The organism is Streptomyces sp. NPDC029164 (assembly GCF_055563995.1).
Genome location: NZ_JBVHWW010000018.1, coordinates 1 through 25873, shown reverse-complemented (window position 1 = coordinate 25873; position 25873 = coordinate 1). Strand labels below are relative to the sequence as shown.

Sequence of the window (25873 nt, the reverse complement as noted above, 5' to 3'; positions counted from 1 at the left end):
GTACAGGACGGCTCAGTCCTCGCCGAGGTAGGCCTTGCGGACGTCCTCGTTGTGGAGGAGGTCCCGGCCGGTGCCGGAGAGAACGACCTTGCCGATCTCCATGACGTGCGCCTGGTCGGCGAGCGAGAGCGCCGCCTGGGCGTTCTGCTCGACGAGCAGGATCGTCATGCCCGCGGCCTTGAGCTCCTTGATGGTCGCCATGATCTTCTGCATCATCAGCGGGGACAGACCCATGGAGGGCTCGTCCAGCATGAGCAGCTTGGGCTGGGACATGAGCGCGCGGCCCATGGCGAGCATCTGCTGCTCACCGCCCGAGAGGGTGCCGGCGGCCTGCTTGCGACGCTCACCCAGGATGGGGAACATCTCGTAGGCGCGCTGGATGTCCTTCTCGATGCCCTCCTTGTCGGTGCGCAGGAAGGCACCGAGCTGGAGGTTCTCGGCGATCGTCAGCCGGGGGAAGATGTGGCGTCCCTCGGGGGAGTGGGCGAGGCCCAGGGAGACGATCTTGTGAGCGGGGACGCTGGCGAGGGGCTTGCCGTCGAAGGTGACGCTGCCGCTCTTGGGCTTGATGAGCCCGGAGAGGGTGCGCAGGGTGGTCGTCTTGCCGGCGCCGTTGGTGCCGACGAGGCAGACGATCTCGCCTTCGTTGACCTCGAAGGAGATTCCCTTGACGGCTTCGATCTTGCCGTAGGCGACCTTGAGGTCCTCGACCTTGAGCAGTGCGGTCACTTGGCCTCTCCTTCCGTGCTGGTGGTGCGGGTGGTGCTGTCCGAGTCGGCGTCGGTGTCCGTGGACTCCGCGTCGGCCTCGGCCTCCGGCTCGGCTTCCGCCTCGGGCTCGGGCTCGGCGGCCTCAGGCTCGGCGGCGGCCTCGGGATCCGCCTCGGCCTCCGGCTCCGGCTCGGTGGCGGCCTGGGTCTCCGCGGCGGCTTCCGCCGCCTCGACCTCGGCGACCTCCGCGGCGCCCGGGTCGCCCTCGAAGGGCTCGCCGAGGTAGGCGGCGATGACGCGCTCGTCGCCCTGGACCTCGGCGGCGGTGCCCTCGATGAGCTTCTCGCCCTGGACGAGGCAGGCGACGCGGTCGCAGAGGTTGAAGATGAAGCGCATGTCGTGCTCGATGACGAGGACGGCGATGCCCATGTCGCGGATGGCGAAGATGAGCTCTTCGGCAGCGCGGGTTTCCTGCGGGTTCATGCCGGCGGTGGGCTCGTCCAGGAGGATGAGACCGGGGTCGCTGGCGAGGGCGCGGGCGATCTCCAGCTTGCGCTGCTCGCCGTACGGGAGGTTCTTGGCCAGGTGCTGGGCCTTGTTCTCCAGGCCGATGAACTCCAGGAGTTCCATGGCGCGCGCTTCGCTGGCGGCTTCGGCCTTCTTGAAGCCGGGGCCGCGCAGCAGGGCGGACCAGAGGCCTTCCTTCGTGCGGGTGTGGCGTCCGACGAGGACGTTCTCCAGCACGGTCATGTTGTGGAAGAGCCGGATGTTCTGGAAGGTGCGGGCGATGCCGGCCTCGGTGACCTTGTGGGGCTTGGGAGGCAGGACCGTGCCCTTGTAGCTGACGGAGCCCTCGGTGGGGACGTACAGCCCGGTGAGGCAGTTGAAGAAGGTGGTCTTGCCGGCGCCGTTGGGGCCGATGAGTCCGACGATCTCGCCCGCGTTGACCTGGAGGTCGACGCCCTTGACGGCGGTGAGGCCGCCGAAGCGCATGGTGACGCCCTTGGCTTCGAGAACCGTGGTCTTGGTGGTGGTGTCCGTGATGGTCGCGATGTTCGTCATGGCCGTTATGCCCCCGCCTTGGCGGTGGCCAGGTCCGTGGGGGCCTGGTCAGCGGTGTCGTCGTGGAACTCGAGCTGCGCGCGCTTGTTGGCGATGAGGCCTTCGGGGCGGAAGCGCATGAGCAGGATGAGGGCGATGCCGAAGGCGAGGAGCTGGTAGTCCTGGAGGAAGGCCAGCTTCGCCGGGATCAGGAAGAGGAGTGCGGCGCCGAGGATCGGGCCGCGGATGGTGCCCATGCCACCGAGGATGACGGCGGCGAGGAGGAACGCGGAGTTCGGCGGGACGGGCCCGGCGAAGACGTAGTTCTCGGGGACGACCGTGCTGTTGACGTGTGCCTGGACGGTGCCGGCGAGGCCGGCGAGCGTGGCGCCGAGGGCGAAGGCGATGAGCTTGACCTTGAAGCCGTTGATGCCCATGGCTTCGGCGGCGGTCTCGTCCTCGCGGATGGCGACCCAGGCGCGGCCGATGCGGCTGCTGCCGGCCCGGGCGAAGACCACGACGACCAGGGCCATCACGAGCAGCATCAGGAAGTAGTAGTTGGCGTAGGCGCCGAGGGTGATGCCGCCGACCACGTGGGATTCCCCGAAGTTCCACCCGAAGATTTCGAGGTGGGGGATGTTGGGGATGCCGTTGGGGCCGTTGGTGATGTCCGGGCCGGAGGTGCCGTCCAGGTTGCCCATGGCGATGCGGAAGATTTCTCCGAAGCCGAGGGTGACGATGGCGAGGTAGTCGCCGCGCAGGCGCAGCGTCGGGGCTCCGATGACCACGCCGAAGACGAGCGAGGCGAGGGCGCCGACGATGACCGCTGCCCAGAAGGGCAGGTGGATGCCGAACGCGGATGCGGTGCTTCCGGAGACCAGGGCCGCGGCGTAGGCGCCGACGCCGAGGAAGGCGACGTAGCCGAGGTCGAGGAGGCCGGCGAGGCCGACGACGACGTTGAGGCCGAGGGCGACGGTCGCGAAGATCAGGATGTTGACCGCGATGAGCGTGTAGGTGTCGCCGCTCTGCTGGATGAACGGGAAGGCGATCGCCGCGGCCGCGGTTCCGATGAGGGTGACCTGGCGGTGCTTGGCGGTGATGCCGCCGAGGCGGGCGAACAGGCCTGCCTTGTTCAGCGCGAGGGCGATGAAGCCGACGGTGATCAGGTAGGCGACGAAGAGCTGCGGTTCCTTGTCATCGGTGTCGATACCGAAGGTGATGACGAAGAGGCCGATGGCGAAGACGCCGGTGATGATCAGGATCTCGGCCCAGGAGGGCAGCTGCTTGGCGGGGGCCGCCTTGCGGGTGTCGTCCGGGATCTTGTACGCGGCGAGGGCCGGGATGAGCGAGCCGACGAGGGCGACGTACGCGCCGGGTTCCAGGTTGATCACGCCGCCGAGGACGACGGTGATGGAGATGACCGTGAACCAGGTGGCGGCGAGGCTGCCGAGGGCCAGGAACCAGATGGCCTTGCGGGATCCGGTGGGGGCGAGCCAGCCGAGGCCCTTGACGCCGAGCGCGGAGAGCGCGTAGGCGAGGGTGAGGGCGGCTCCGGCGAGGGTGACGTACTGGAGGCCGGCGGGGCTGCCGTAGTAGGTCAGGTCACCGGGGAACTCGGCGGTCCACGTCCACGCGAGGAAGGCGCTGACGATGGTGAGGAGGCTGCCGCCGATGACCGCGTAGAGGAGCGTGGTGGGCGCGGGGCCCTGCTTCACCGTGTCGGTCTGCGGGGTGGTGTTGGTGGTCATGGTTCTCACGCCCGATCCGCGACGCGCTCGCCGAGCAGGCCCTGTGGCCGCACGAGGAGGACGACGATGAGGAGTACGAACGCCCAGACGTTGGACCAGGCTCCACCGCCGAGCTGCTGCATGCCGGGGATCTCTTCGATGTACGCGATCGAGAGGGCTTCGGCGAGTCCGAGGACGACGCCGCCGACCATGGCTCCGTAGATGTTGCCGATGCCGCCGAGGACGGCCGCGGTGAAGGCCTTGAGGCCGAGGATGAAGCCCATCTCGAAGTTGATCTGGCCCTTGTCGAGGCCGTAGGCAACCGCGGCGACCGCCGCGAACGCCGCACCGATGGCGAAGGCCATGACGATGATGCGGTCGGTGTTGATGCCCATCAGCTTCGCGGTGTCGGGGTCCTGCGCGGTGGCCTGCATGGCGCGGCCGCTGCGGCTCTTCTGGACGAAGATGCCGAGGGCGAGCATGCAGAGCGGGGCGAGGATGAGGACGAAGAGGTCCGCGCGCTGGATCGCCAGGCTGTCGGTGATCTTGAAGGCCGCGCCCTTGAACTCGGGGAAGCTGACTGCCTTCTTGGCGTCCGGGTAGAACTGCCAGACGAGCTGCTGGAGCGCGATCGAGAGGCCGATTGCGGTGATGAGGGGTGCGAGCCGGGGGGCGCTGCGCAGGGGGCGGTAGGCGAAGCGTTCGGCTGCGCAGGCCACGGCGACGGAGGTGGCGGCACCTCCTACGATCATGACGGGTATCGCGATCAGCAGGGAGGTGCCGGTCGGGAGGATGGCGTAGGCGCTGAGCGCGCCGAAGCCGCCGATCATGAAGATCTCGCCGTGGGCGAAGTTGATGAGCTGGACGATGCCGTAGACCATGGTGTACCCGATGGCGATGAGGCCATAGAGAGCACCGAGGGCCAGGCCGTTGGCCAGCTGTTGCGGCAGTTCGTGCACCGCAGGGCCTCCGATGAGCGTGTCGGATAAGACTCCGCGCGAGGGCGCTGTTTGCGCCCTCGCGCGGCGTTGGTTCAGGTGGTGCGGGTGGTGCGGGGGACTAAGGGCTTACTGGTTGAAGGTGTCGCTCTTGACGTCGACCCACTTGCCGCCCTCGACCTTGTAGACCGTGAGCTGCTTGTTGGTGGTGTCGCCGTACTCGTCGAAGGCGACCTTGCCGGTCACGCCCTCGAAGGAGACCTTGCCGAGCGCCTCGACGACCTTGGCGCGGGCGTCGGCGGGCAGCTTGCCGCTGTTGGCGGCGACGGCGGCCTTGACGGCCTGGATGACGGCCCAGCCGGCGTCGTAGGAGTAGCCACCGTAGGCGGCGTACGGGTCCTTGTAACCCTCGGCCTTGTAGTCCTCGATGAACTTCTTGGCGGTGTCCAGCTTCTCGACCGGGTAGCCGATGGAGGTGGCGAGGTCGCCCTCGTTGGCCTCACCGGAGGCGCTGATGAAGGCCGGGTCCTGGATGCCGTCGCCGCCCATGAGGGGGACGTTGGCGCCGGTCTTCTTGATCTGGTCGGCGAGCAGGCCGCCCTCGGGGTACTGACCGCCGAAGTAGACGGAGTCGGCGCCGGAGGTCCTGACCTTGTCGGCGGTGGAGGAGAAGTCGGTCTCCTTCACGGTGACGTGGTCGGTACCGACGACCTCGCCGCCGAGCTTCTTGAACTCGTCCGCGAAGATCGCGGCGAGGCCGGCGCCGTAGGTCTGCTTGTCGTCGACGATGAAGACCTTCTTCTTGCCGGCGTCCTTGAAGAGGTACTGGGCGGCGAACTTGCCCTGGACCACGTCGGTGGCGGCGGTGCGGAAGTAGGTCTTGAAGCCGCGCTTGAACTCGCCCTTGCCCCAGTTGTCGCCCTGGCTGAGCGCGGGGTTGGTGTTGGCGGGGGAGACCTGCGCCAGGTTGGCGGAGGCGAAGACGCCCTGCATCTGCTGGGCGACGCCGGAGTTCAGCGGGCCGACGACGCCGAGGACGTCCTTGTTGCCGACGAGCTTGGTGGCGTTGGCCTGGCCGGAGGCGGGGACGGCCTGGTCGTCGAGGGCCTCGACCTTGAACTCGATGCCCGGGACCTCGTTGTTCTTGTTGGCCGTCTTGGCCGCGAGGTCGACGGAGTTCTTGATGCCCTGGCCGAGCGCGGAGAGCGAGCCGGTGAGCGGGGCGTCCACGCCGATGACCACGACGGTCTTCTTGCCGCCGCCGTTGTCCTTGGAGTCTCCGTCGCGCGATCCGCAAGCGGTGAGGGTCAGTGCTCCCGTGGTGATCACGGTGGTGAGAACGAGCAAAGAACGGTGTCGCACGATTCTTCCTTTCCCTGGCGCGGCTCTCTCGTGAGAGGTGCCGTTAGGTCGCCGGGCCGCACTGGGAGGTCCACGGCCGTGCTGATTCGCGCCCTGCGGCGCGGTGACTGGCCGTGACTCTAGGCCCGAGGTGGCGAGCACCGGGAGGCGGGAAAGGAGGATGTGACGCTCTTGTTATGCCAAGGCCAAGAATGTGTGGCGGGAGTGTGGACGCAACGGACATTTCGTGACGGTGAATAGTGTCCGCATCCTGAGAAATACCTGTTCGCCTAAGGGGCTTGAGGCCTCCATGCACCTGTCTTAGATCAAATTCGGCCGAATGTGGCGGTGCGTGTCTGAGGGAATCCCCCCAGTGGCGATTCTCGGAGGAAAAGACGGATTGCGTACAGCATGTGAATTACTCAGAGTAATGAGGTGCGCGATCCGCCCTTGGCGGAAGGATCTTGTCCAGGCCGACGACATGGCCTCCGACCTGCGGTTCGGCCGTATGCGCGCATCTGCCCGGAAGCCGGACAGTGCGCTCGGAATGCGGTGACCCGGGTCACGCCGGTTCTCCGAGCTGCCGGTCGCGCCGTCCTGCTCGGCGCAGCGCTGGGCCACGAAGCGGTCGATCAGCTCAACTGCTTTGTCCCGTCCGGCAGTTCGCTCCTCCGCGCGGCCCGCGGCGACGGCTTCCTCGTGGATCGCGTACTGCTCGTTCGACAGGCCCTTCTGCTCCCAGTCGAGACCGGACCACTTGGTGCCCAGGAGGGTCTCCTTCGCCCAGTACGAGACGAGGCTCGTGCAGACCTGGGCGGGCGGGGAAGGGCCGGCGGAAGGGCTCTCCGAGACCGCCGCGCGGGGTGGTGCGGAGGAAGAGCATCCGGTCAGGGCGAGCGCCGCGAGGAGGGTGTGGGCGGCGTACCGGGCCGGGCGTGGCATGGTCCCCATGAGGGGAAGGTAGGCGGTCACCATCGGTGACACAACAGATGTCACCGCGAAGCGTGCGGACTGGCGGATTCCGGGCGGTTGCGGGGCGGGGACCGGTCCGGGAACGCGCGCAGGCCGGCGACCGTGTCTCCTATGCTCCGGCGGTGAACGGATACCGGAGTTCCGAGGAGTGGGTCGAATCGGCCTGGCAGGAGCTGGGCGCCCCCGACGCGGGCCGCCGCGACGGCTGTCTCGAAGTCGTCGGCGACGTCCTGGAGACCGGCCGCCTGACACAGGACGACGCCGAGCGGGCGATCGAGCGCCTCGTGGCCGTCGCGCTCTCCGATGAGAGCCACACGCTGCGGGAGTCCGCGCTGCACGCGATCTGCACGGCCACCACGCCCTACGAGCTCCCCTACCGGGTGGTGGAGCCGCTCGCCGCCGGCGTGGACGGCTTCGAACCCCCGCTCCTGGAGTACGTCCTGGCCATCCTCGGCTGCACGGACGACCGGGCGGTGCTGCCGGTCGTCGAGCGGTTCCTCCGCCATCACCACCCGGACGTGCGCAGGGAGGCGGCGGACGCGGTGAACGAACTGCGCCGGCTCCGGGAGTCCCCCGGTGAGGGGACGGCCTGACTCCCGGGGCGCGGCGGTGCTCGCCAGGGTGCTCGTGCGGGGCGGTCAGGCTTTCGCGGGGCTCTCGGTGGCGGCCCCGGCGGACTGGCCGGCATCGCGCAGCAGGCAGGTCAGGCGGGCGGTGCAGATCCGCTTGTCCTGCTCGTCGGTGATGACGATCTCGAAGGTGGTGGTCGAGCGGCCGCGGTGCACGGGGGTGGCGACACCGGTGACGATGCCGGTGCGGGCGCCCCGGTGGTGGGTGCAGTTCAGGTCCACGCCGACGGCGATCTTGGTGATGCCGCCGTGCATCATCGCGCCGATCGAGCCGAGGGTCTCGGCCAGGACCGCGGAGGCGCCGCCGTGCAGCAGTCCGTACGGCTGCGTGTTGCCCTTGACGGGCATGGTGGCGACGACGCGGTCGGCCGAGGCCTCCAGGATGCGGATGTCCATCCGCTCGCCGAGGTCTCCCGCCGAGAACAGTGCGGGGAGGTCGATGCCCAGGGCCTCGTACTCGTCGAGTACCTCCTGCGGGAACTTCACTGCGTGCTGCTCGCCCATGGTCAGGCTCCGTTCGTCAACGCTCGTTAACCTTCTTGTCCTGAGGTCGTTCTATCAGGCCGGTTCGAACCGCACGACGACGGACTTGCTCGCCGGGGTATTGCTGGTGTCCGCGGTGGAGTCCAGCGGGACCAGCACGTTCGTCTCCGGGTAGTACGCGGCGGCGCAGCCGCGGGCCGTCGGGTAGTGCACGACGCGGAAGCCGGGCGCCCGCCGCTCCACGCCGTCCTTCCACTCGCTGACCAGGTCCGTGTACGAGCCGTCGGCCAGGCCCAGCTCCGCCGCGTCCTCGGGGTTGACCATGACGACGCGGCGGCCGCCGGTGATGCCGCGGTAGCGGTCGTCGAGGCCATAGATCGTGGTGTTGTACTGGTCGTGGCTGCGCAGGGTCTGCAGGAGCAGCCGGCCCTCGGGGATCCTCGGGTACTCGACGGGCGCGGCGGTGAAGTTCGCCTTGCCGGTGGCGGTGGGGAAGCGGCGCTCGTCGCGCGGGGCGTGCGGCAGCCGGAAGCCGCTGGGGCGGGCCACCTTGGCGTTGAAGTCCTCGAAGCCCGGGATCACGCGGGCGATCCGGTCGCGGATCGAGGCGTAGTCCCGCTCGAACTCCTCCCACGGGGTGGCGGAGGCGGCGCCGAGGACCGCGCGGGCCATCCGGGCCACGATCGCGGGCTCGGAGAGCAGGTGCGGGCTCGCCGGGGGGAGGTTGCCGCGGGAGGAGTGGACCATGCCCATGGAGTCCTCGACCGTGACGAACTGCTTGCCGGAGGCCTGCACGTCCTTGTCGGTGCGGCCGAGGGTGGGCAGGATCAGGGCGCGCCGGCCGGTGACCGCGTGGGAGCGGTTCAGCTTGGTGGACACGTGCACGGTCAGGGAGGCGCGGCGGATCGCGGCCTCGGTCACCTCGGTGTCGGGGGTGGCGCCGACGAAGTTGCCGCCCATGGCGAAGAGGACCTTGGCCCGGCCGTCGCGCAGGGCCTCGATGGAGCGGACCACGTCGAAACCGTGGCCGCGCGGCGAGGTGATGCCGAATTCCTTGTCGAGGGCGTCGAGGAAGGCCGGCGCGGGCCGCTCGAAGATTCCCATGGTGCGGTCGCCCTGCACGTTGGAGTGGCCGCGCACCGGGCAGACGCCGGCGCCCGGCCGGCCGATGTTGCCGCGCAGCAGGAGCAGGTTGACGACCTCGCGGATGGTGGCGACGGCGTGCTTGTGCTGGGTGAGGCCCATGGCCCAGCAGACGATCGTGCGCTCCGAGGCCAGGACCATGGCCAACGCCTGCTCGATCTCCGGCCGGGTCAGCCCGGTGGCGGTGAGGGTCTCCGCCCAGTCGGCCTCCTCGGCGGCGGCCGCGAACTCCTCATAGCCGTGGGTGTGCTCGCGGATGAAGGCCTCGTCGGTGGCGCCGCCCGCCTCTATGACCAGCTTGTTCAGGAGGCGGAAGAGGGCCTGGTCGCCACCGATGCGGATCTGCAGGAAGAGATCGTTCAGGGCGGTGCCCTTGAACATGCCGAGGGGCGTCTGCGGGTTCTTGAACCGCTCCATCCCCGCCTCGGGCAGCGGATTCACCGAGATGATCTTCGCGCCGGCGGACTTGGCCTGTTCGAGGGCGGAGAGCATGCGCGGGTGGTTCGTGCCGGGGTTCTGCCCGGCGACGATGATCAGGTCGGCCCGGTGGAGGTCCTCCAGGGAGACGCTGCCCTTGCCGATGCCGATGGTCTCGTTCAGCGCGGAGCCCGAGGACTCGTGGCACATGTTGGAGCAGTCGGGCAGGTTGTTCGTGCCGAACTCGCGGGCGAAGAGCTGGAAGAGGAACGCGGCCTCGTTGCTGGTGCGGCCCGAGGTGTAGAAGAGGGCCTCGTCGGGGGAGGCGAGGGCGGTCAGCTCCTCGGCGAGGACCGCGAAGGCCCGCTCCCAGCTGATCGCCTCGTACCGGTCGCCGCCCTCGGGCAGATGCATGGGGTGCGTGATCCGGCCCTGCTGCCCCAGCCAGTAACCGGAGCGGGTGGCCAGGTCGGCCAGCGGGTGCGCGGCGAAGAACTCCGGTGTGACCCGGCGCAGGGTGGCCTCCTCCGCGACGGCCTTGGCGCCGTTCTCGCAGAACTCGGCGGTGTGCCGCTTGTCGCCCTCGGGCCAGGCACAGCCCGGGCAGTCGAAGCCGTCCTTCTGGTTCACCTTGAGCAGGGTGCGGGCGGTGCGGGCCACGCCCATCTGCTGCTGGGCGATCCTCAGGGTGTGCCCGATCGCGGGCAGCCCCGCGGCGGCGTGTTTCGGGGGCGCGACCTGCGGAGCATCCTGTACCGGATCACCTGCGGGCGGCTTGGTGGCCATGACGCTCCCCTTTGAACAGTCCTGTCGTATCCACCGATCCTGTCACGCTCCGCCGACATCACGGACGGCGGATTTGCCCCTCCGCACAGGCCGTCCGGATTTGTCGGTGGGGGCGCCTAGGATCGGGGGCGTGGCAGAGACAGCATCGAAGAAGACGGACCAGACGACCGCAGCGGACCGCCCCCGCCTGATGCTCATGGACGGGCACTCCCTGGCGTACCGGGCGTTCTTCGCGCTGCCCGCGGAGAACTTCACGACCGCGACCGGCCAGCCGACCAACGCCATCTACGGCTTCGCGTCGATGCTGGCGAACACGCTGCGCGACGAGGCGCCCACGCACTTCGCGGTGGCGTTCGACGTCTCGCGCAAGACGTGGCGCTCGACGGAGTTCCCCGAGTACAAGGCGAACCGCTCCAAGACCCCCGACGAGTTCAAGGGGCAGGTCGAGCTGATCGGCGAGCTGCTCGACGCGATGCACGTGCCGCGGTTCGCGGTCGACGGCTACGAGGCCGACGACGTGATCGCGACGCTCGCGACGCAGGCGGAGGCCCTCGGCTTCGACGTGCTGATCGTCACCGGCGACCGGGACTCCTTCCAGCTCGTCTCCGAGCACACCACCGTGCTGTACCCCACCAAGGGCGTCTCCGAGCTGACCCGGTTCACCCCGGAGAAGGTCGAGGAGAAGTACGGGCTCACCCCCCAGCAGTACCCGGACTTCGCGGCGCTGCGCGGCGACCCGTCCGACAACCTGCCCGGCATCCCCGGCGTCGGCGAGAAGACCGCCGCCAAGTGGATCACCCAGTTCGGGTCGTTCGCGGAGCTCGTGGAGCGCGCCGAGGAGGTCAAGGGCAAGGCCGGGCAGAACTTCCGGGACCACCTGGAGGCCGTCAAGCTCAACCGGGTCCTGACCGAGATGGTCAAGGACGTGGAACTGCCCAAGACCCCCGCCGACCTGGTCCGCGTCGCCTACGACCGGACCGCCATGCTCGGCGTGCTGGACGTCCTGGAGATCCGCAACGCCTCGCTGCGCGAGCGGCTGCTCGCCGTGGACCCGGGCACGGCCGAGGAGGAGCCCCCGGCTCCGGCGGCCGGCGTGGAGCTGGACGCCTCCGTCCTCGGCACCGGCGAGCTGGCCCCGTGGCTGGAGGCCCACGCGGGCGGACCGCTGGGCATCGCCACCGTCGACAGCTGGGCGCTGGGCGCCGGCCGGATCACCGAGGTCGCGCTCGCCGCGGCCGGCGGAGCGGCCGCCTGGTTCGAGCCGCTGTCGCTGGACGAGACCGACGAGCTGGCCTTCCGGGCCTGGGCCTCGGACGCGGCACGCCCCAAGGTCGTGCACAACGCGAAGGCGCTGTGGCGGGTCTTCCCCGAGCACGGCTGGTCGCTGGGCGGCGTCGCCATGGACACCGCGCTCGCCGCGTACCTGGTCAAGCCCGGCCGCCGGTCCTTCGGCCTGGACGTCCTGTCCATGGAGTACCTGCACCGCGAGCTGGCGCCCGCCGCCGCCGACGGCCAGCTGGCCTTCGGCGCCGACGACACGGCCGAGGCCGAGGCGCTGATGGCGCAGGCCCGCGCGGTCCTCGACCTGGGCGACGCCTTCACCGACAAGCTCGCCGAGGTGGGCGCCGCCGAGCTGCTCCACGACATGGAACTGCCGACGTCCGAGCTCCTCGCCCGGATGGAGCGGTCCGGCATCGCCGCCGACCGCGACCACCTGGAGGCCATGGAGCAGCAGTTCGCCGGAGCCGTGCAGCAGGCGGTGAAGGAGGCCCACGCGGCCGTCGGCCACGAGTTCAACCTCGGCTCGCCCAAGCAGCTCCAGGAGGTCTTCTTCGGCGAGCTGGACCTGCCGAAGACCAAGAAGACCAAGACCGGGTACACCACGGACGCGGACGCGCTGGCCTGGCTGGCCACGCAGACCGACCACGACCTGCCCGTGATCATGCTCCGCCACCGGGAGCAGGCCAAGCTGCGCGTCACCGTCGAGGGTCTGGTCAAGACCATCGCCGCCGACGGCCGGGTGCACACCAGCTTCAGCCAGACCGTCGCCGCGACCGGCCGGCTGTCCTCCACCGACCCCAACCTGCAGAACGTGCCGGTGCGCACCGACGAGGGCCGGGCCATCCGCCGCGGCTTCGTCGTCGGCGAGGGCTTCGAGTCCCTGATGACGGCCGACTACAGCCAGATCGAGCTGCGCGTGATGGCCCACCTCTCCGAGGACGAGGGCCTGATCGAGGCCTTCGCGACAGGCGAGGACCTGCACACCACCGTCGCCTCCCAGGTGTTCGGCGTGGAGCGGTCCCAGGTCGACGCCGAGATGCGCCGCAAGATCAAGGCCATGTCGTACGGCCTCGCGTACGGGCTCTCCGCCTTCGGCCTCGCCCAGCAGCTGAACATCGAGCCCGCCGAGGCGCGCGGCCTGATGGAGACCTTCTTCGAGCGCTTCGGCGGGGTCCGCGACTACCTGGGCCGGGTCGTCGACGAGGCCCGCGCCACCGGATACACGGCGACCGTCTTCGGCCGCCGCCGGTACCTGCCCGACCTCAACAGCGACAACCGCCAGCGCCGCGAGGCCGCCGAGCGGATGGCGCTCAACGCCCCGATCCAGGGCACGGCCGCCGACATCGTCAAGGTCGCGATGCTGCGCGTGGACAAGGCGATCAGCGGAGCCGGCCTGCGCTCGCGGATGCTGCTCCAGGTCCACGACGAAATCGTGCTGGAGATCGCCCCGGGCGAGCGCGAGCAGGTCGAGGAGCTGGTGCGGCGCGAGATGGGCGCCGCCGTCGAGCTCCGGGCCGCGCTGGACGTGTCCGTGGGGGTCGGCCCGGACTGGGAGTCCGCCGCGCACTGAGGCCCGTACGGCCAGGGCAGCGCCCGTCCCCGCTCAGGCGGTGGGGACGGGCGTCCGCGTTTCCTCGTCCGTACGGGCGGCGCGGTCGCCGCCGTGCCGCAGCCGTACGAGCACCCCGTACAGCAGCAGGGCCACGGCGAGGCCGCCGCCCGCCCCGAAGCAGACCGTCGGGATGATGTCGAGCGGCGTACGGATCCGGTCGAAGAAGGTGAAGAAGCGGATCACGCGCATCGTGACCCCGGCCGCCACGCACCCCACGACCAGGGCGAGCGCGCCCCAGATCTCCGCCCGGCCGAGCACCGGCACGGACGCGGGGGCGGGGGAGGCGGGCAGCCGCCGCAGGGCGGTCACCAGGAACCAGAGCAGCGCGCAGGCCGCGACCGCCGAAGTGCCGTACTGCAGGTACGAGTAGAGGGGCAGGTCGAAAGCGAGCGGCTCCTCCAGCTCCGGCAGCGCGTTCGTCCCCCAGCGGTCGATGTGCGTGAAGCTGTCCCACACCACGTGCGTGAGGGAGCCGACCACGGCCGACACGTAGAAACAGGCGGCGAGCGCGGGCAGTCGGCGGCGCTCGCGCCACTCCTCACCGCGTACGAAGGCGTACACCCGGCCCCGCCACCCGCGCGGCAGGAGCGCGATCAGCGGCTCGCGCAGCAGCAGCCAGCACCCCACCAGGGCGGCGGTGAGCACGGCATCCAGGGTGAACACCCCCGCGAGCGAGTGCGTGAAGCTCCCGTAGGCCATCACGCCCTCGACGATCGCGTCCGTGAAGTAGAAGGTGTCCGGCGCGAACGACCCGAGGACCAGGGCCGAGGCGACCAGGGGGCCCCGCGCACGCCCTGTCCGGCGGATGGCCGGAAGTACGGCGGCCGCGTGGCTGAGAGTGAACGGCATGACACCTCTCCTGGACGTTCTCGTGGATGTTCTCGTCGATGTTCCTTACTTCGGGCCAATGCGCCCGAAGGGTCCCGACAGTATGCGTGACCTGCGCACGGACGTGGCGATGTGGTGAATTCCGGGCCTCCTTCCGTGCCCTTTACAGGGAGTTGACGTATGGTCACGCGGACGTCGAGGGGGAGGGGTCCGGATCATGTCGGCTCGAATAATCGGACGCAGGCTGCGCAAGGGGGCGGCAGCCGCCCTGGTCTCCGCGCTGGTGGCCGCCGCGCTCACCGCCTCGCAGGGGCCGGCGGGCGCGGGCGAGGACCACACGGTCGCCGTCGGTGAGGGCGAACCGGTCCTCACGGCGGAGGTGAGCGGCGGCGACTCCGACTACATCACCGAACTCCCGCCTCTGGTGAGTCCGGAGCCGCCGGCCGTGGTGCTGCCGGACGAGGCGCGGCCGGCGCAGCCGCAGGCCCCGGAGGCGGCGACGGTGCCGGTGCTCGCCGGGACCGGACCGGCCGAGGGGGCGCAGGGGATACCGGCGAGCGTGCTGGCGGCCTACGTGCGCGCGGAGAAGACGGTGGGACAGAGCGACCCCGGCTGCGGACTGCGCTGGCAACTCCTCGCGGCGATCGGCAAGGTGGAGTCCGGGCAGGCCCGCGGCGGCCAGGTGGACGCGGCCGGGACCACACTGCGGCCGATCCTGGGGCCCGTGCTCGACGGCAACGGCTTCGCGAACATCTCCGACACGGACGGCGGGGCCTACGACGGCGACGCCCGCTACGACCGGGCGGTCGGGCCGATGCAGTTCATCCCCTCCACGTGGGCGGCGTGGGGCCAGGACGCGGACGGCGACGGGCGCCGCAACCCGAACAACGTGCACGACGCGGCCCTCGCGGCCGCGCGGTACCTGTGCGCGGGCACCCGGGACCTGCGGACGGACGCGGACCTGGACCGGGCGGTGCTCTCCTACAACCACTCCACGGAGTACCTGCGGACGGTCCGGTCCTGGTTCACGTACTACCTCAAGGGCACGCACGAGGTCCCGGACAGCCCCGGCAAGGCGGCGGGCACGCCCACGGCACCGGCGCCGAAGCCCAGCCCCACGCCGCCCGCGCCCTCGCCGACCCCCGCCCCGACGCCGAAGCCGACTCCGGACCCGAAGCCCACCCCGACGCCCACGCCTACGCCGACTCCGGACCCCACACCTACGCCGACTCCGGACCCGAAGCCGGCGCCCACACCTACACCCACGCCGACTCCCAGCCCCACGCCGACGCCGACCCCGTCTCCCACCCCGACCCCCCAGCCCTCGCCCACGGCCACCACACCCCCGAAGGCCAGCCCGGCGCCGAAGCCCACGCCGTCCGCCTCCGCCTCCGCCTCCGCCTCCGCCTCCGCGTTCCCGTCCCCGTCCTCCACGCCGGAGGCGGCCCGGCCGACCCCCGGGGCCACCCCGTAGCCAAGCGGAGAGGTCCTAGGCTCCCTTCGGCGGGCGTACCGACTTGCCCGCGGACTTCAGATGGGGAGCCAGCGTCGGTCGCGCGTTCGGGCGCAGCCTGTCGAGGGCGGCCTGCAGCGCGTCCCAGGCGTCCTCACCGGCCAGGGCAGTGGTCCCGCACGCGCTGAGGTAGGCGCTGTGCCGGGCGAGGAAGCCGTCCTGCCGACGGCTGCGCCGGCGTGCCTTCAGCAGTCCCACCACGCCCCGCAGCGCGTCCAGGTACACCGGGTCCGGGTTCTTCCGGTGCAGATCCGTCAGGGGGACGCCCATGTTCACGAGGGCGTACACGACCTGGGACTCCTCGACGGACAGCGCCAGCGCCGCGCCGACCAGGAGCGCGTTGCTCTCGGGACGCCGGTCCTGCCCGGCCACCGTCCCCCACTCCAGGAGGAAGCCGAACCTCGAGTCGGGGTCGGTCATGGACGCCATCTCCTTGGCCGCCCGCTCGGCGGCCTCGCCGGCGTCCGAGAGCCGCTTGGCCGTGCGCAGGGCGGCGATGAGGCTCGTCCGGTAGCTCAGCCGGGCCGGTGCGGCGGCGACGGCCGCCTCACTGGCCGCGACGGCCTCCTGCGCGATCTGCAGCCGGGAGGACAGGTACGCGGTCGAGTAGAGGTCGTCGTCCAGGGCGCTGGTGGCGGGGGACAGCCGTACGGCCGCACCGACCACCTTGCGGATGAGCGCGACGAGTTCGTCGGGGCGCTGTGCACGGCTGATCCGGAGGGCCGCCTCCGCGATGGAGACGTGCCTCACCCAGAGGTTCTCGCCGTGGTCGGACAGGGCGGCCTCCTTGCGGAGGGTGTCCTCGACCTGCATCTCGATGTCGGTCCGCTTCGCCTCCAGGGCCTGCGCGAGAATCCGCAGTGACATCGGCCGGATGCGGCGGTTCTTGGTGTCGAAGGCGGCGTGCAGCAGGGCGATCATCAGGAAGGCCTCGCGCAGCATGGGGTGGCGCTCGATCCGCCGCAGCAACTCCTCGACGTGCTCGCCCAGCAGGGGGCCGTACCGCAGGGCCAGCATGGCCCCCACCAGCGAACTCTCCTGCCGGCCGAAGGTCGCCTGCGACAAGTCGACCAGTTTGCGGGCCCGTTCGCTTTCGGGCGCCTTGGCGAGTTCCCGCAGTGCGCCGAAGTCCCGCCAGGCGGCGACGATGTCCTCCCCGTCCTGCTCCAGGAGTCCGTGGACCTTCACGGTGCCGGCCAGGAAGCCGCCGAGGTCCTGCCAGGGGCGGCGGTTGCGCCACTCCCACTCCTGAGCCGCCAACAGCACGTGGATGTCCGTACGGCCCTGCGCCTTGGCCTGGGGCATGAGCCGTTTCAGGTCGTCGACGACGTGGGCTCCGTCGTCGCTGACCAGCAGGATGTGCTGCCCCGCGCGCTGCGGAATGGCCAGGATCGCCTCGGGGTCGACGGACGTTCCGCGCTCCCGCCAGAGAACGGTGACGTCGTCGCGCGTGCGCGCCAGATCGACGGTGGCCTGGCGCAGGGCCATCGACTTGCCCTCACCCATCGGGCCCACCGCCGCCACGATCCGCCCGTCGCCGCCGGCGCCGGCGCCGCCACCGTCGAGGCACTGGGCCACCGCCTCGGTGAGCTCCCCGACGAGGGACAGGCGCGGAATCCGGGGGTCCAGCGCCTCGGGCCAGTCCGGCTGCGCGCCGTCGAAGAAGGCGACGGCCTCCGCCTCGCCCGGTGTCCTCGAACCCAGGTCGTCGAGGAGGGAGCGGTCGATGCGGCGCCAGCCTCGGGGGCACTCGACCGCCGCCACATAGCTGTCGACCAGCCCGGGAAACAGGCGGTTGGCATCGATCCCCTGATAGAAGCTCCGCCGGGGGGCTTCGAGCAGTTCCCCCAGCAGGCCCGAGGAGAAGCTCTCGTCGGTGAGCGGGTCGTAGGAGCACCAGATCAGGTCGGTGCGCTGCATGTCCTGTTCCCGGACGAACTCGCGCAGCGAGCGCGAGAACGCGTCGTCCCAGCCGCTGTAGCCCACGACGACGACGGCGTGGCCGCTCAGCGAGCCGCGCAGGCTGCCGTGGAGCTGGGGCCGCGGCTTCTGCAGCTGGTGCACGGTGTGCAGGGTGTCGCCCTGACGCCAGTAGCCGTGGACGTGCGCGATGTCGACGGCGTCCTCGTCCTCACCCCGGCTGAGCTTTCCGTCGAGGTCGATCTGCTGCCAGCTCGCGCGGGCGCCGGCCCGGCGCACGGCGATCTCCAGCAGCGGATCGAAGTTCGTGGTGATCACCGGTCCGCGGCGCTCGCGGGGCAGCAGCTGGAGGAGACGGCCCAGCGCCTGCGTGGCGGGGTTCAGGCGCCACAGGGGGGAGCTCCGTTCGAATGCCTCCAGCTCCTTCTCGTCGGCCCGGGCGAGCCGGCTCCGCTCCTCGGGCGTGAGGTCCGGGCAAGCGCCCAGGACCGCCTGCCGGATGACGATGTTGAGCCAGTCCTGGTCCCGGAACTCCAGGGCGAAGTCGGCCGCCTGCTGGTACTTCTCCGCGTCGGACGGGCCCGTCACCCGTCCGTCGAACAAGGCGACCTCTCCCGGATCGCCGATCATCGTGCGCATCGAGGCCACGATCGCCCGCACGCCGTCGACCGCTCCCGCACTGATGCCCGATCCGACGATGAAGGCCACCGGCCGGCTGCGCTCGGTCAGCAGAGACCTCAACCGGTAGATGAGGGCCTTCTCCTCGCCGGCCTTGATTCCGATCGTGTTCATCGAACGTCCCTCGTGCGTCGCGTTGCCTTGCAGAGGCATGGGAGTCTATTGCCGCGTGCGGGTCCGCTGGGCTCCAACGAACTTGTGACGTCCGGTACTTGAGCGACATAGTGAGGGACCGGACGGGTGACGGCCGGTCGCACCCGGACAAGCGATCGACGGGGGCGAACGGTTGAGCGGGACAACACCTCGGCAGGGCGAGGAGACGGCGGAGCACACGGACGGGGCCGGCGCCGCCGCCGGCGCTCGGCAACACCACCTGCCGACGGCGGCCACCGCGGCCCTCGGCGTCCTGCTGCTGGCGGAAGTGGTGCTGCTGTGCGGCGGGTTGCTGAGCCTGTGGCCGATCCTCCTCGCCCTCGTCGCGCCCGGGACGGACGCGGCGGCCACGGCGCGGTGGTCGCCCCTGGGCCTGGGTGAATGGGCACTCACCGCCGATGTCGCGATGCTCCTCGCGGTGATCCTCTGCAGCGCCCTCGGCAGCTTCGTCCACGCGGCCACCTCGTTCGCGACGTACGTGGGCAACCGGCGGCTGTACGCGAGCTGGCTGTGGTGGTACCTGCTCAGGGCGGGCATCGGCGTCGCGCTGGCCTTGCTGGTGTACCTGCTGCTGCGGGGAGGCCTGTTCGCGGGGAGCTCCGGGGCGGGAGCGACGAACCCGTACGGCTTCTCCGGCATCGCCGGGCTGTGCGGCCTGTTCTCCAAGCAGGCGACGGACAAGCTGCGCGAGATCTGCGACACGATCCTCAGCACCAAGGGCGACGGCGACCGCGATCGACGGGACAAGCTGGCCGCCGTGCAGAACGCAGCCGTGCAGAACGCCGCCGTGCAGAACCGGGATCCGGAGCCCGCCGGGCCGTGAACCGGGCCGGCGCGAACCGGGCCAACCGCGGGGAAGCGCCCCTCCGGCATGCGTCTCGCACGCAGGTCAGGGGGCGTTTCGCGTGATCCGCCGCGCAGACGGTTCTCATCTCGCCTCCGCATTGCTACGGTGCCTCCGCCCTGACGCCCTATCAGATTCCGGAGGCCCGGCATGCGCGCATTCATCGCCGCCGCCAGCGGGCTCGTCCTCGCGGTACTCCTCGTCCTCGCCGTCACGGCGTTCGGGGCGCCCGAGGGCAAGACCTCACCCAGGCCCCTGCTCACCACCGCGCCCCCCGCGCCCGGAAAGTAGAGGAGGGCCCGGCCGTGCGACGCAGAGCGAGCCTTGTCCTGCTGGCCCTAGCCGTGTTCTGCGCAGCCCTCGCGCCGCTGCTGCGCTGGTACGCGTATCCCCGCCTCGCCAAGATCCCGCCGGGCCAGTACCAGGAGATGGTCCTGGAGGCGAAGGACGCCACCCTCCTCGACTACGCCGGCGGCATGCAGCCCAAGAAGGTCGACAAGGTCACCATCGTCCAGACCCTCAAGGGGAACGTGGAGGCGTCGAAGGAGATCGAGGCGAGCGCGGGCAAGGACGTCGTCGTCTGGGACACGCTGTCGTACATCATCGGCCCGGACGGCAAGATGGTCTCCCAGATCCCCGAGCGCTACATCTTCGACGCGCACACCCAGGATCCGGTGCACGCCACCGGGGAGATGGTCGACGGGGACGCCGTCAAGCGCGAGGGCATCGAGTTCAAGTGGCCGTTCTTCACCGAGCCGCGCGACTACCTGTACTTCGACGCGCAGACCCGCACCTCCTCGCCGATCCACTACGTCGGCCCGCGCACCTTCAAGGGCATGGACGTCTACTACTTCGAGCAGACGATCCCCTGGACCAAGGTCGCCATGCCGAAGAAGATGCCGATCGAGGGCATCGACCCGTCGACGATCGAGGCGGCCACCGGAACCACCCTCTGGTACACCGCCAAGGTCAGGTTCTGGGTCGACCCGGTGACCGGAGCGCCGGTCAACGCCGAGCAGGACATCCAGCAGGAGATGCGCGGCGGCATCGCGGCGGGCGGCCCCGACGGCAAGCTCACCGCCTTCGCCGGACACGTGACGATGCGCGAGGACTACTCCGACCACACCGTCGACCTGGTCAAGTCCAACCGTACGAAGGTCCTCGCGCTGCACACCTACGCACCGATCGGCCTGACGGCCGGAGGGCTCGCGCTGCTCGCGCTGGCGCTGTGGCTGGAGGCCCGCGGCCGCCGGGTGCGGGAGCGGGGAGAAGAGGAAGGGGTCAGCGCCTGAGACGGGCGTTGGTGTGGCGGGTGGGCTCGGCGGTGGCCGGGTCCTCCGGCCAGGGGTGCTTGGGGTAACGGCCGCGCAGCTCGGCGCGGACGGCGCGGTAGCCGCCCTGCCAGAAGGAGGCGAGGTCGGCCGTGACGGCCGCGGGCCGGCCGGCCGGCGACAGCAGGTGCACCAGCACCGGCACACCGGCCACCTTCGGGGTCTCGGCCAGCCCGAACAGCTCCTGGAGCTTCACCGCGAGCACCGGCTGCCCGTGCTCGGCGGAGTAGTCCAGCCGGATCCGGGATCCGCTGGGCACCTCCAGCCGTTCCGGAGCCAGCTCGTCCAGCCGGGCGGCCTCACCGGTGGCCCACGGCAGCAGCCGGTTCAGGGCCTGCCCGGCGTCGATCCGCCCGAGGTCCGCGCGGCGCCGGGCCCGCGACAGCTCGGGCTCCAGCCAGTCGTCGGCGCGGTCCAGCAGGGCGCCGTCCTCTGCCACGTCGGGCCACGCACCGCCGAGCGTGCGGTGCAGGAACCCCAGCCGGGCCCGGAGTGCCTGCGCGTCCGGGGACCAGCGCAGCAGCCCGAGGCCCTCGGTGCGGAGCCCGTCGAGGAGGGCGGCCCGTACGAGCGCCGGGTCCGGGGTGCGCAGGGGGCGTACGGCGAGCTCGATCGCCCCGAGCCGCTGCGCGGCGCGGGCGATCAGGTCCCCGTCCTCCCAGCGCACCTCTTCGCCTTCGGTCCACAGGTGCGCGGCGGCGGCCCGGGCGGTGTCCTCGTCGATGACGGCGGCCAGCCGGATCCGCGCGGAGGCGGAGTGCGGGGGCCTGTCGGCGACGGCGACGGCCAGCCAGGGCGCGCTGCGCAGCCCCGACCCGTCGCCGAGCTCGGCCCCGGTCCCCGAGGCCATGAGGAAAGCCCCCTGGCCCTTGGCCCTGGCGACCCGCTCGGGGAACGCGAGCGCGGCGACGAGCCCGGCGGCGCCGTCGTCAGGTGCCGCGCCACTGCCGGAGGTCCGGGGCGGAGCCCCCGTGTGGTCCGGGGCGGAGCCCCGGGACGGGGGGCTGGGGGCGGAGCCCACAGTTTCGGGAAGGGGCGGGGTGGGGGAGAGCCCCGCAGGGTTTCGTTCCGCGGCGGCACGCTCCAGCCGCCTGGCCTCCGCCCGCCACCGCGCCGCATAGGCATCGCCGCCCGCGCGGGCCCGCCGCCAGGCCGCGGCCAGGTCGTCCCCGTACTCGCGCGGCGGCTCCTCGCTCAGCAGCGCCACCAGCTCCGCCGCCCGCCGGGCCCCCAGCGCGGCCGAGCCGTCGAGCAGGGCGCGGGCCAGCCGCGGGTGCAGCCCCAGCCGCGCCATCCGCAGCCCGCGCGGGGTCGGCCGCCCCGCCGTGGACACCGCGCCCACCGCGAGCAGCACTTCCCGCGCCGCCGCCATCGCTCCGGCCGGCGGCGGATCGAGCAGCGCCAGCCCGGACGCGTCCGGGTCGCCCCAGCACGCCGCCTGCAGGGCGAACTGCGCCAGGTCGGCGATGCGTATCTCCGGCGACGGGAACGCGGGCAGCCGGCCGTCCTCCGCCTGCGCCCAGCAGCGGTACACCGCGCCCGGCGCCTCACGCCCGGCCCGGCCCGCCCGCTGGCGCCCGGCCGCGCGGGACGCCCGTACGGTCGCCAGCGCGCCCAGCCCCCGGGCATGGTCCACCCGGGGCTCACGGGCCAGCCCCGAGTCCACCACCACCCGAACCCCGGGAACGGTCAGGCTCGACTCCGCCACGGCCGTGGAAAGGATCACCCGCCGGTGGTCCGAGGCGGTCAGCGCCGCGTCCTGCACGGCCGCCGGGGCCCGGCCGTGGACCTGGAGCACCTCCGCGTCCACCCCGCCCAGCTGCCCGGCGACGCGGGCGATCTCGCCCACGCCCGGCAGGAAGCACAGGACGTCGCCGGCGCGCTCGGACAGGGCCCGCCGCACCACCGAGGCCACGTGCGTCAGCTGCGCCGGATCCACCCGCATCCCGTGCGGGGGCCGCACCGGCCGGGCCGGCGGCGCCCAGACGGTCTCCACCGGGTACGAGACGCCCGCGGCCTCCACGACCGGCGCGCCGCCCAGCACCCGCGCCCAGCCGGCGGAGTCCGTGGTCGCCGAAGCCGCCACGAGCCGCAGCTCCGGGCGCAGGGTCTCCCGTACGTCGAGGAGGAAGGCGGCGACCGTGTCGGCGTCCAGGTGCCGCTCGTGGCACTCGTCCACGACCACCACGTCGACACCCGTCAGCTCCTGGTCCCGCTGGAGCCGCTGGAGCAGTACGCCCGTGGTCACGACCTCGACCACCGTCTCCGGTCCCGCCACCCGTTCCCCGCGCACGGTGAAGCCCACCGAACCGCCGACGGCCTCGCCCAGCAGCCAGGCCATCCGCCGCGCCGCCGCCCGGGCGGCGATCCGGCGCGGCTCGGCGACCACGACCCGGCGCCGGGGCCCACCGCCCACCAGCCCCGCCAGCACCAGCGGCACCAGCGTGGTCTTGCCGGTGCCGGGCGGGGCGCAGAGCACCGCGGCGCCGTGGCCGTCCAGCGCGGAGACCAGCGCGGGCACGGCCTCTCTTACGGGGAGGGCGTCGAGGGCGGCCTGGCGGATCAAGGGATCAGTCCCTCTCGCACACGAAGATCGCGGTGCCGGGGATCAGGTTGCCGCGCAGCGGTGACCAGCCGCCCCACTCCTGGCTGTTCCACTCGGGCCACTCCGGCTCGACCAGGTCGACCAGGCGGAAGCCGCCCGTCACCACGTCGCGGACCCGGTCGCCGAGGGTGCGGTGGTGCTCGACGTACACCGCGCGCCCCTGCTCGTCCTGCTCCACGTACGGGGTCCGGTCGAAATAGGAGGCGGCGACGGACAGCCCCTCGGGGCCGGGCTCGTCGGGGAAGGCCCAGCGGATGGGGTGGGTGACGGAGAAGACCCAGCGGCCGCCGGGGCGCAGGACGCGGCGCACCTCGCGCATGACGTTGACGGGGTCGGCGACGAAGGGGACGGCCCCGTAGGCGGAGCAGGCCAGGTCGAAGGAGGCGTCGCGGAAGGGGAGGCGTCCGGCGTCGGCCTCGACCAGGGGAACGTCGTCGCCGATGCGCAGGGCGTGCTGGAGCTGGCGGTGGGAGAGGTCGAGGGCCACCGGGCGGGCGCCCTGCGCGGCGAGCCAGCGCGAGCACTGGGCGGCGCCGGCGCCGATCTCCAGCACGTCCTTGTCCTTGAGGGAGGCGGCGGGACCGAGGAGGCCCGCCTGCGCCTCGTCCAGCCCCTCGGGTCCCCATACGAAGCGGTCGTCGCCGAGGAACGCGCCGTGCTCGCTCTGGTAGTCGTCGGCGTTGCGGTCCCACCAGCCCCGGCTCGCCCGGCTGCTCTCCGCTTCCCCCGCGTCACGCCGTGTGGCCTCGGCGTCTTCCGCGGATACCGGATCGGCTTCGGACGCTACTTCGGAGGCGTAGTCCTCTTGGTTCATGGGGCCCGTCGTCGTAGTCTGCGAATGTCTTCTGAATGTGGCAGGAAGCGCCAGAAACGGCTTCCCGCCCATGAATTGTGCCGGTTGTGCGGCGATCCGCCCGGGGTGTGCGCCTTCGCGCATTGACCCTGTCCGGCTGCCCCCGTATGCTACAAGTTGCGCTGCGAGCCTGTGCTCCTCAGACCTAGCAGGCTGCGCTTGCATCTGTTGATGTCCCCTCGGTTTTCGAGGCCCCGCCGCTCTTCTGCGGATCGGGGGCCTCCTTGGCTGTCCGGTCTTCGGTGGATGCCGATAAGGGCTCCCGGCGTAGCAGTACCTACGACTTTCTGTCCGTAACCGGAGCCCTTTCCCACATGACGAGCAGCACCGAGACCACCGCCACCACTCCGCAGGTAGCGGTCAACGACATCGGCGACGCGGACGCGTTCCTCGCGGCGATCGACGAGACGATCAAGTACTTCAACGATGGCGACATCGTCGACGGCGTCATCGTCAAGGTTGACCGGGACGAGGTTCTCCTCGACATCGGTTACAAGACCGAAGGCGTCATCCCGAGCCGCGAGCTCTCGATCAAGCACGACGTCGACCCGAACGAGGTCGTCAAGGTCGGCGACGAGATCGAGGCCCTGGTTCTCCAGAAGGAGGACAAGGAAGGCCGCCTGATCCTCTCGAAGAAGCGCGCTCAGTACGAGCGTGCCTGGGGCACCATCGAGAAGATCAAGGAAGAAGACGGCATCGTCACCGGTACCGTCATCGAGGTCGTCAAGGGTGGTCTCATCCTCGACATCGGCCTCCGCGGCTTCCTGCCGGCCTCTCTCGTCGAGATGCGTCGCGTCCGCGACCTCCAGCCCTACGTGGGCAAGGAGCTCGAGGCGAAGATCATCGAGCTCGACAAGAACCGCAACAACGTGGTTCTGTCGCGCCGCGCCTGGCTTGAGCAGACCCAGTCCGAGGTTCGCCAGACGTTCCTCACCACCCTGCAGAAGGGTCAGGTCCGCTCCGGCGTCGTTTCCTCGATCGTCAACTTCGGTGCCTTCGTGGACCTGGGTGGCGTCGACGGTCTCGTCCACGTCTCCGAGCTGTCCTGGAAGCACATCGACCACCCGTCCGAGGTTGTCGAGGTCGGCCAGGAGGTCACCGTCGAGGTTCTCGACGTTGACATGGACCGCGAGCGCGTCTCCCTGTCGCTGAAGGCGACGCAGGAGGACCCGTGGCAGCAGTTCGCCCGGACCCACCAGATCGGTCAGGTCGTCCCGGGTAAGGTCACCAAGCTGGTTCCGTTCGGTGCGTTCGTGCGCGTGGACGAGGGCATCGAGGGTCTGGTCCACATCTCCGAGCTGGCCGAGCGCCACGTGGAGATCCCGGAGCAGGTCGTCCAGGTCAACGACGAGATCTTCGTCAAGGTCATCGACATCGACCTTGAGCGTCGCCGGATCTCGCTGTCCCTGAAGCAGGCCAACGAGTCCTTCGGTGCCGACCCGGCGTCGGTCGAGTTCGACCCGACCCTGTACGGCATGGCCGCGTCTTACGACGACCAGGGCAACTACATCTACCCCGAGGGCTTCGACCCCGAGACCAACGACTGGCTCGAGGGCTACGAGAAGCAGCGCGAGGCCTGGGAGACCCAGTACGCCGAGGCGCAGCAGCGCTTCGAGCAGCACCAGGCCCAGGTCATCAAGAGCCGCGAGGCCGACGAGGCCGCTGCTGCCGAGGGTGCTGCCGCCCCGGCCGCCAGTGGCAACGCCGGTGCGGGCATCTCGGGTGGTTCGTACTCCTCGGAGTCGGACGAGACCTCCGGCGCCCTGGCGTCGGACGAGGCCCTGGCCGCGCTCCGCGAGAAGCTGGCCGGCGGCCAGAGCTGATCGCAGCGCGCATCACACTCCGGTGTGAGCAGAGCTGAGCTGAGTTGAACGGTGAGGCCCGTCCCCTTCGGGGGGCGGGCCTCACCGCGTTTCCCCCTCGATCCGCCGCCGATCCGCCGCCGATTCACTGTTGGCCCGGCGGGGGGGGGGGGGGGGGGTGGGGGGGGGGGGGGGGGGGGGGGAGGGGGGGGGAGGGGGGGGGAGGGGATGAGCGGCCTACGCGTCTCCGTCGCTTCCCCCCTTTC

19 protein-coding genes are annotated in these 25873 nt (G+C 71.1%); 7 read left to right on the top strand and 12 right to left on the bottom strand.

What is annotated here, in order from left to right:
* Positions 1–12: 12 nt before the first annotated feature.
* From ACZ4VT_RS18715 to ACZ4VT_RS18690, 6 genes are all read right to left on the bottom strand, one after another.
* Entirely contained in the window at positions 13–729 is a 717-nt protein-coding gene (locus tag ACZ4VT_RS18715; RefSeq protein ID WP_362814624.1) for an ABC transporter ATP-binding protein, read from the bottom strand.
* Positions 726–1772: an ABC transporter ATP-binding protein gene (locus ACZ4VT_RS18710; protein ID WP_467950950.1), complete on the bottom strand. Its 1047-nt coding sequence runs from the start codon at positions 1770–1772 to the stop codon at positions 726–728. The genes ACZ4VT_RS18715 and ACZ4VT_RS18710 overlap by 4 nt, the downstream gene beginning before the upstream one ends.
* 5 nt (positions 1773–1777) lie before the next feature.
* Positions 1778–3499 (bottom strand): branched-chain amino acid ABC transporter permease, encoded by a 1722-nt coding sequence (locus tag ACZ4VT_RS18705; protein WP_467951124.1) that lies wholly within the window; start codon positions 3497–3499, stop codon positions 1778–1780.
* A 5-nt stretch (positions 3500–3504) separates the two neighbouring features.
* Positions 3505–4437, bottom strand: a complete 933-nt coding sequence (locus tag ACZ4VT_RS18700; RefSeq protein ID WP_030707127.1) for a branched-chain amino acid ABC transporter permease — start codon at positions 4435–4437, stop codon at positions 3505–3507.
* 108 nt (positions 4438–4545) lie between these two features.
* A complete protein-coding gene (locus ACZ4VT_RS18695; protein WP_351595245.1) occupies positions 4546–5778 on the bottom strand; it encodes a branched-chain amino acid ABC transporter substrate-binding protein in 1233 nt (410 codons plus the stop codon).
* A 300-nt stretch (positions 5779–6078) separates the two neighbouring features.
* Positions 6079–6708 (bottom strand): hypothetical protein, encoded by a 630-nt coding sequence (locus ACZ4VT_RS18690; RefSeq protein ID WP_467950947.1) that lies wholly within the window; start codon positions 6706–6708, stop codon positions 6079–6081.
* A 143-nt stretch (positions 6709–6851) separates the two neighbouring features.
* Here ACZ4VT_RS18690 and ACZ4VT_RS18685 point away from each other — a divergent pair, with 143 nt between their 5' ends.
* Entirely contained in the window at positions 6852–7322 is a 471-nt protein-coding gene (locus ACZ4VT_RS18685) for a HEAT repeat domain-containing protein (protein ID WP_467950945.1), read from the top strand.
* A 45-nt stretch (positions 7323–7367) separates the two neighbouring features.
* Here ACZ4VT_RS18685 and ACZ4VT_RS18680 read toward each other — a convergent pair whose 3' ends face one another.
* Positions 7368–7862, bottom strand: a complete 495-nt coding sequence (locus tag ACZ4VT_RS18680; RefSeq protein ID WP_467950943.1) for a PaaI family thioesterase — start codon at positions 7860–7862, stop codon at positions 7368–7370.
* 54 nt (positions 7863–7916) lie between these two features.
* Positions 7917–10187 carry an FdhF/YdeP family oxidoreductase gene (locus ACZ4VT_RS18675; protein ID WP_467950941.1) on the bottom strand — a complete coding sequence of 757 codons (2271 nt, stop codon included), beginning with the start codon at positions 10185–10187 and terminating at the stop codon, positions 7917–7919.
* 130 nt (positions 10188–10317) lie between these two features.
* Here ACZ4VT_RS18675 and polA point away from each other — a divergent pair, with 130 nt between their 5' ends.
* Positions 10318–13038 carry a DNA polymerase I gene (polA, locus tag ACZ4VT_RS18670; RefSeq protein WP_467950939.1) on the top strand — a complete coding sequence of 907 codons (2721 nt, stop codon included), beginning with the start codon at positions 10318–10320 and terminating at the stop codon, positions 13036–13038.
* 33 nt (positions 13039–13071) lie between these two features.
* On the opposite strand, the gene ACZ4VT_RS18665 is transcribed toward polA, so the two are convergent.
* Positions 13072–13929, bottom strand: coding sequence for a DUF4184 family protein (locus ACZ4VT_RS18665; protein WP_467950937.1), 858 nt, complete (start codon positions 13927–13929; stop codon positions 13072–13074).
* 196 nt (positions 13930–14125) lie between these two features.
* Between ACZ4VT_RS18665 and ACZ4VT_RS18660 the strand changes: the two genes are divergently transcribed.
* Positions 14126–15382 carry a lytic transglycosylase domain-containing protein gene (locus ACZ4VT_RS18660; protein ID WP_467950935.1) on the top strand — a complete coding sequence of 419 codons (1257 nt, stop codon included), beginning with the start codon at positions 14126–14128 and terminating at the stop codon, positions 15380–15382.
* Between the two features lie 15 nt (positions 15383–15397).
* On the opposite strand, the gene ACZ4VT_RS18655 is transcribed toward ACZ4VT_RS18660, so the two are convergent.
* Positions 15398–18133: a P-loop NTPase gene (locus ACZ4VT_RS18655; RefSeq protein WP_467950933.1), complete on the bottom strand. Its 2736-nt coding sequence runs from the start codon at positions 18131–18133 to the stop codon at positions 15398–15400.
* Positions 18134–18305: 172 nt separating this feature from the next.
* Between ACZ4VT_RS18655 and ACZ4VT_RS18650 the strand changes: the two genes are divergently transcribed.
* The 3 genes from ACZ4VT_RS18650 (at position 18306) to pgfA (ending at position 20308) form a co-directional block, all read left to right on the top strand.
* Complete coding sequence (locus ACZ4VT_RS18650) at positions 18306–18995, top strand: hypothetical protein (protein ID WP_467950931.1); 690 nt, start codon at positions 18306–18308, stop codon at positions 18993–18995.
* A 171-nt stretch (positions 18996–19166) separates the two neighbouring features.
* Complete coding sequence (locus ACZ4VT_RS18645) at positions 19167–19307, top strand: SPW_0924 family protein (protein WP_107050459.1); 141 nt, start codon at positions 19167–19169, stop codon at positions 19305–19307.
* Positions 19308–19321: 14 nt separating this feature from the next.
* Positions 19322–20308: a cell envelope lipid trafficking protein PgfA gene (pgfA, locus tag ACZ4VT_RS18640; RefSeq protein ID WP_467950929.1), complete on the top strand. Its 987-nt coding sequence runs from the start codon at positions 19322–19324 to the stop codon at positions 20306–20308.
* Here pgfA and ACZ4VT_RS18635 read toward each other — a convergent pair.
* Both ACZ4VT_RS18635 and ACZ4VT_RS18630 read right to left on the bottom strand, forming a co-directional pair.
* Complete coding sequence (locus ACZ4VT_RS18635; RefSeq protein WP_467950927.1) at positions 20298–22913, bottom strand: ATP-dependent RNA helicase; 2616 nt, start codon at positions 22911–22913, stop codon at positions 20298–20300. The two genes, pgfA and ACZ4VT_RS18635, sit on opposite strands and share 11 nt — an antisense overlap.
* A 4-nt stretch (positions 22914–22917) precedes the next feature.
* On the bottom strand, positions 22918–23766 hold the full coding sequence (locus tag ACZ4VT_RS18630; protein ID WP_467950926.1) for a class I SAM-dependent methyltransferase: 849 nt from the start codon (positions 23764–23766) through the stop codon (positions 22918–22920).
* Between the two features lie 353 nt (positions 23767–24119).
* Here ACZ4VT_RS18630 and rpsA point away from each other — a divergent pair, with 353 nt between their 5' ends.
* Positions 24120–25628, top strand: a complete 1509-nt coding sequence (gene rpsA, locus ACZ4VT_RS18625; RefSeq protein WP_362815093.1) for a 30S ribosomal protein S1 — start codon at positions 24120–24122, stop codon at positions 25626–25628.
* The last annotated feature ends 245 nt before the right edge of the window (positions 25629–25873 follow it).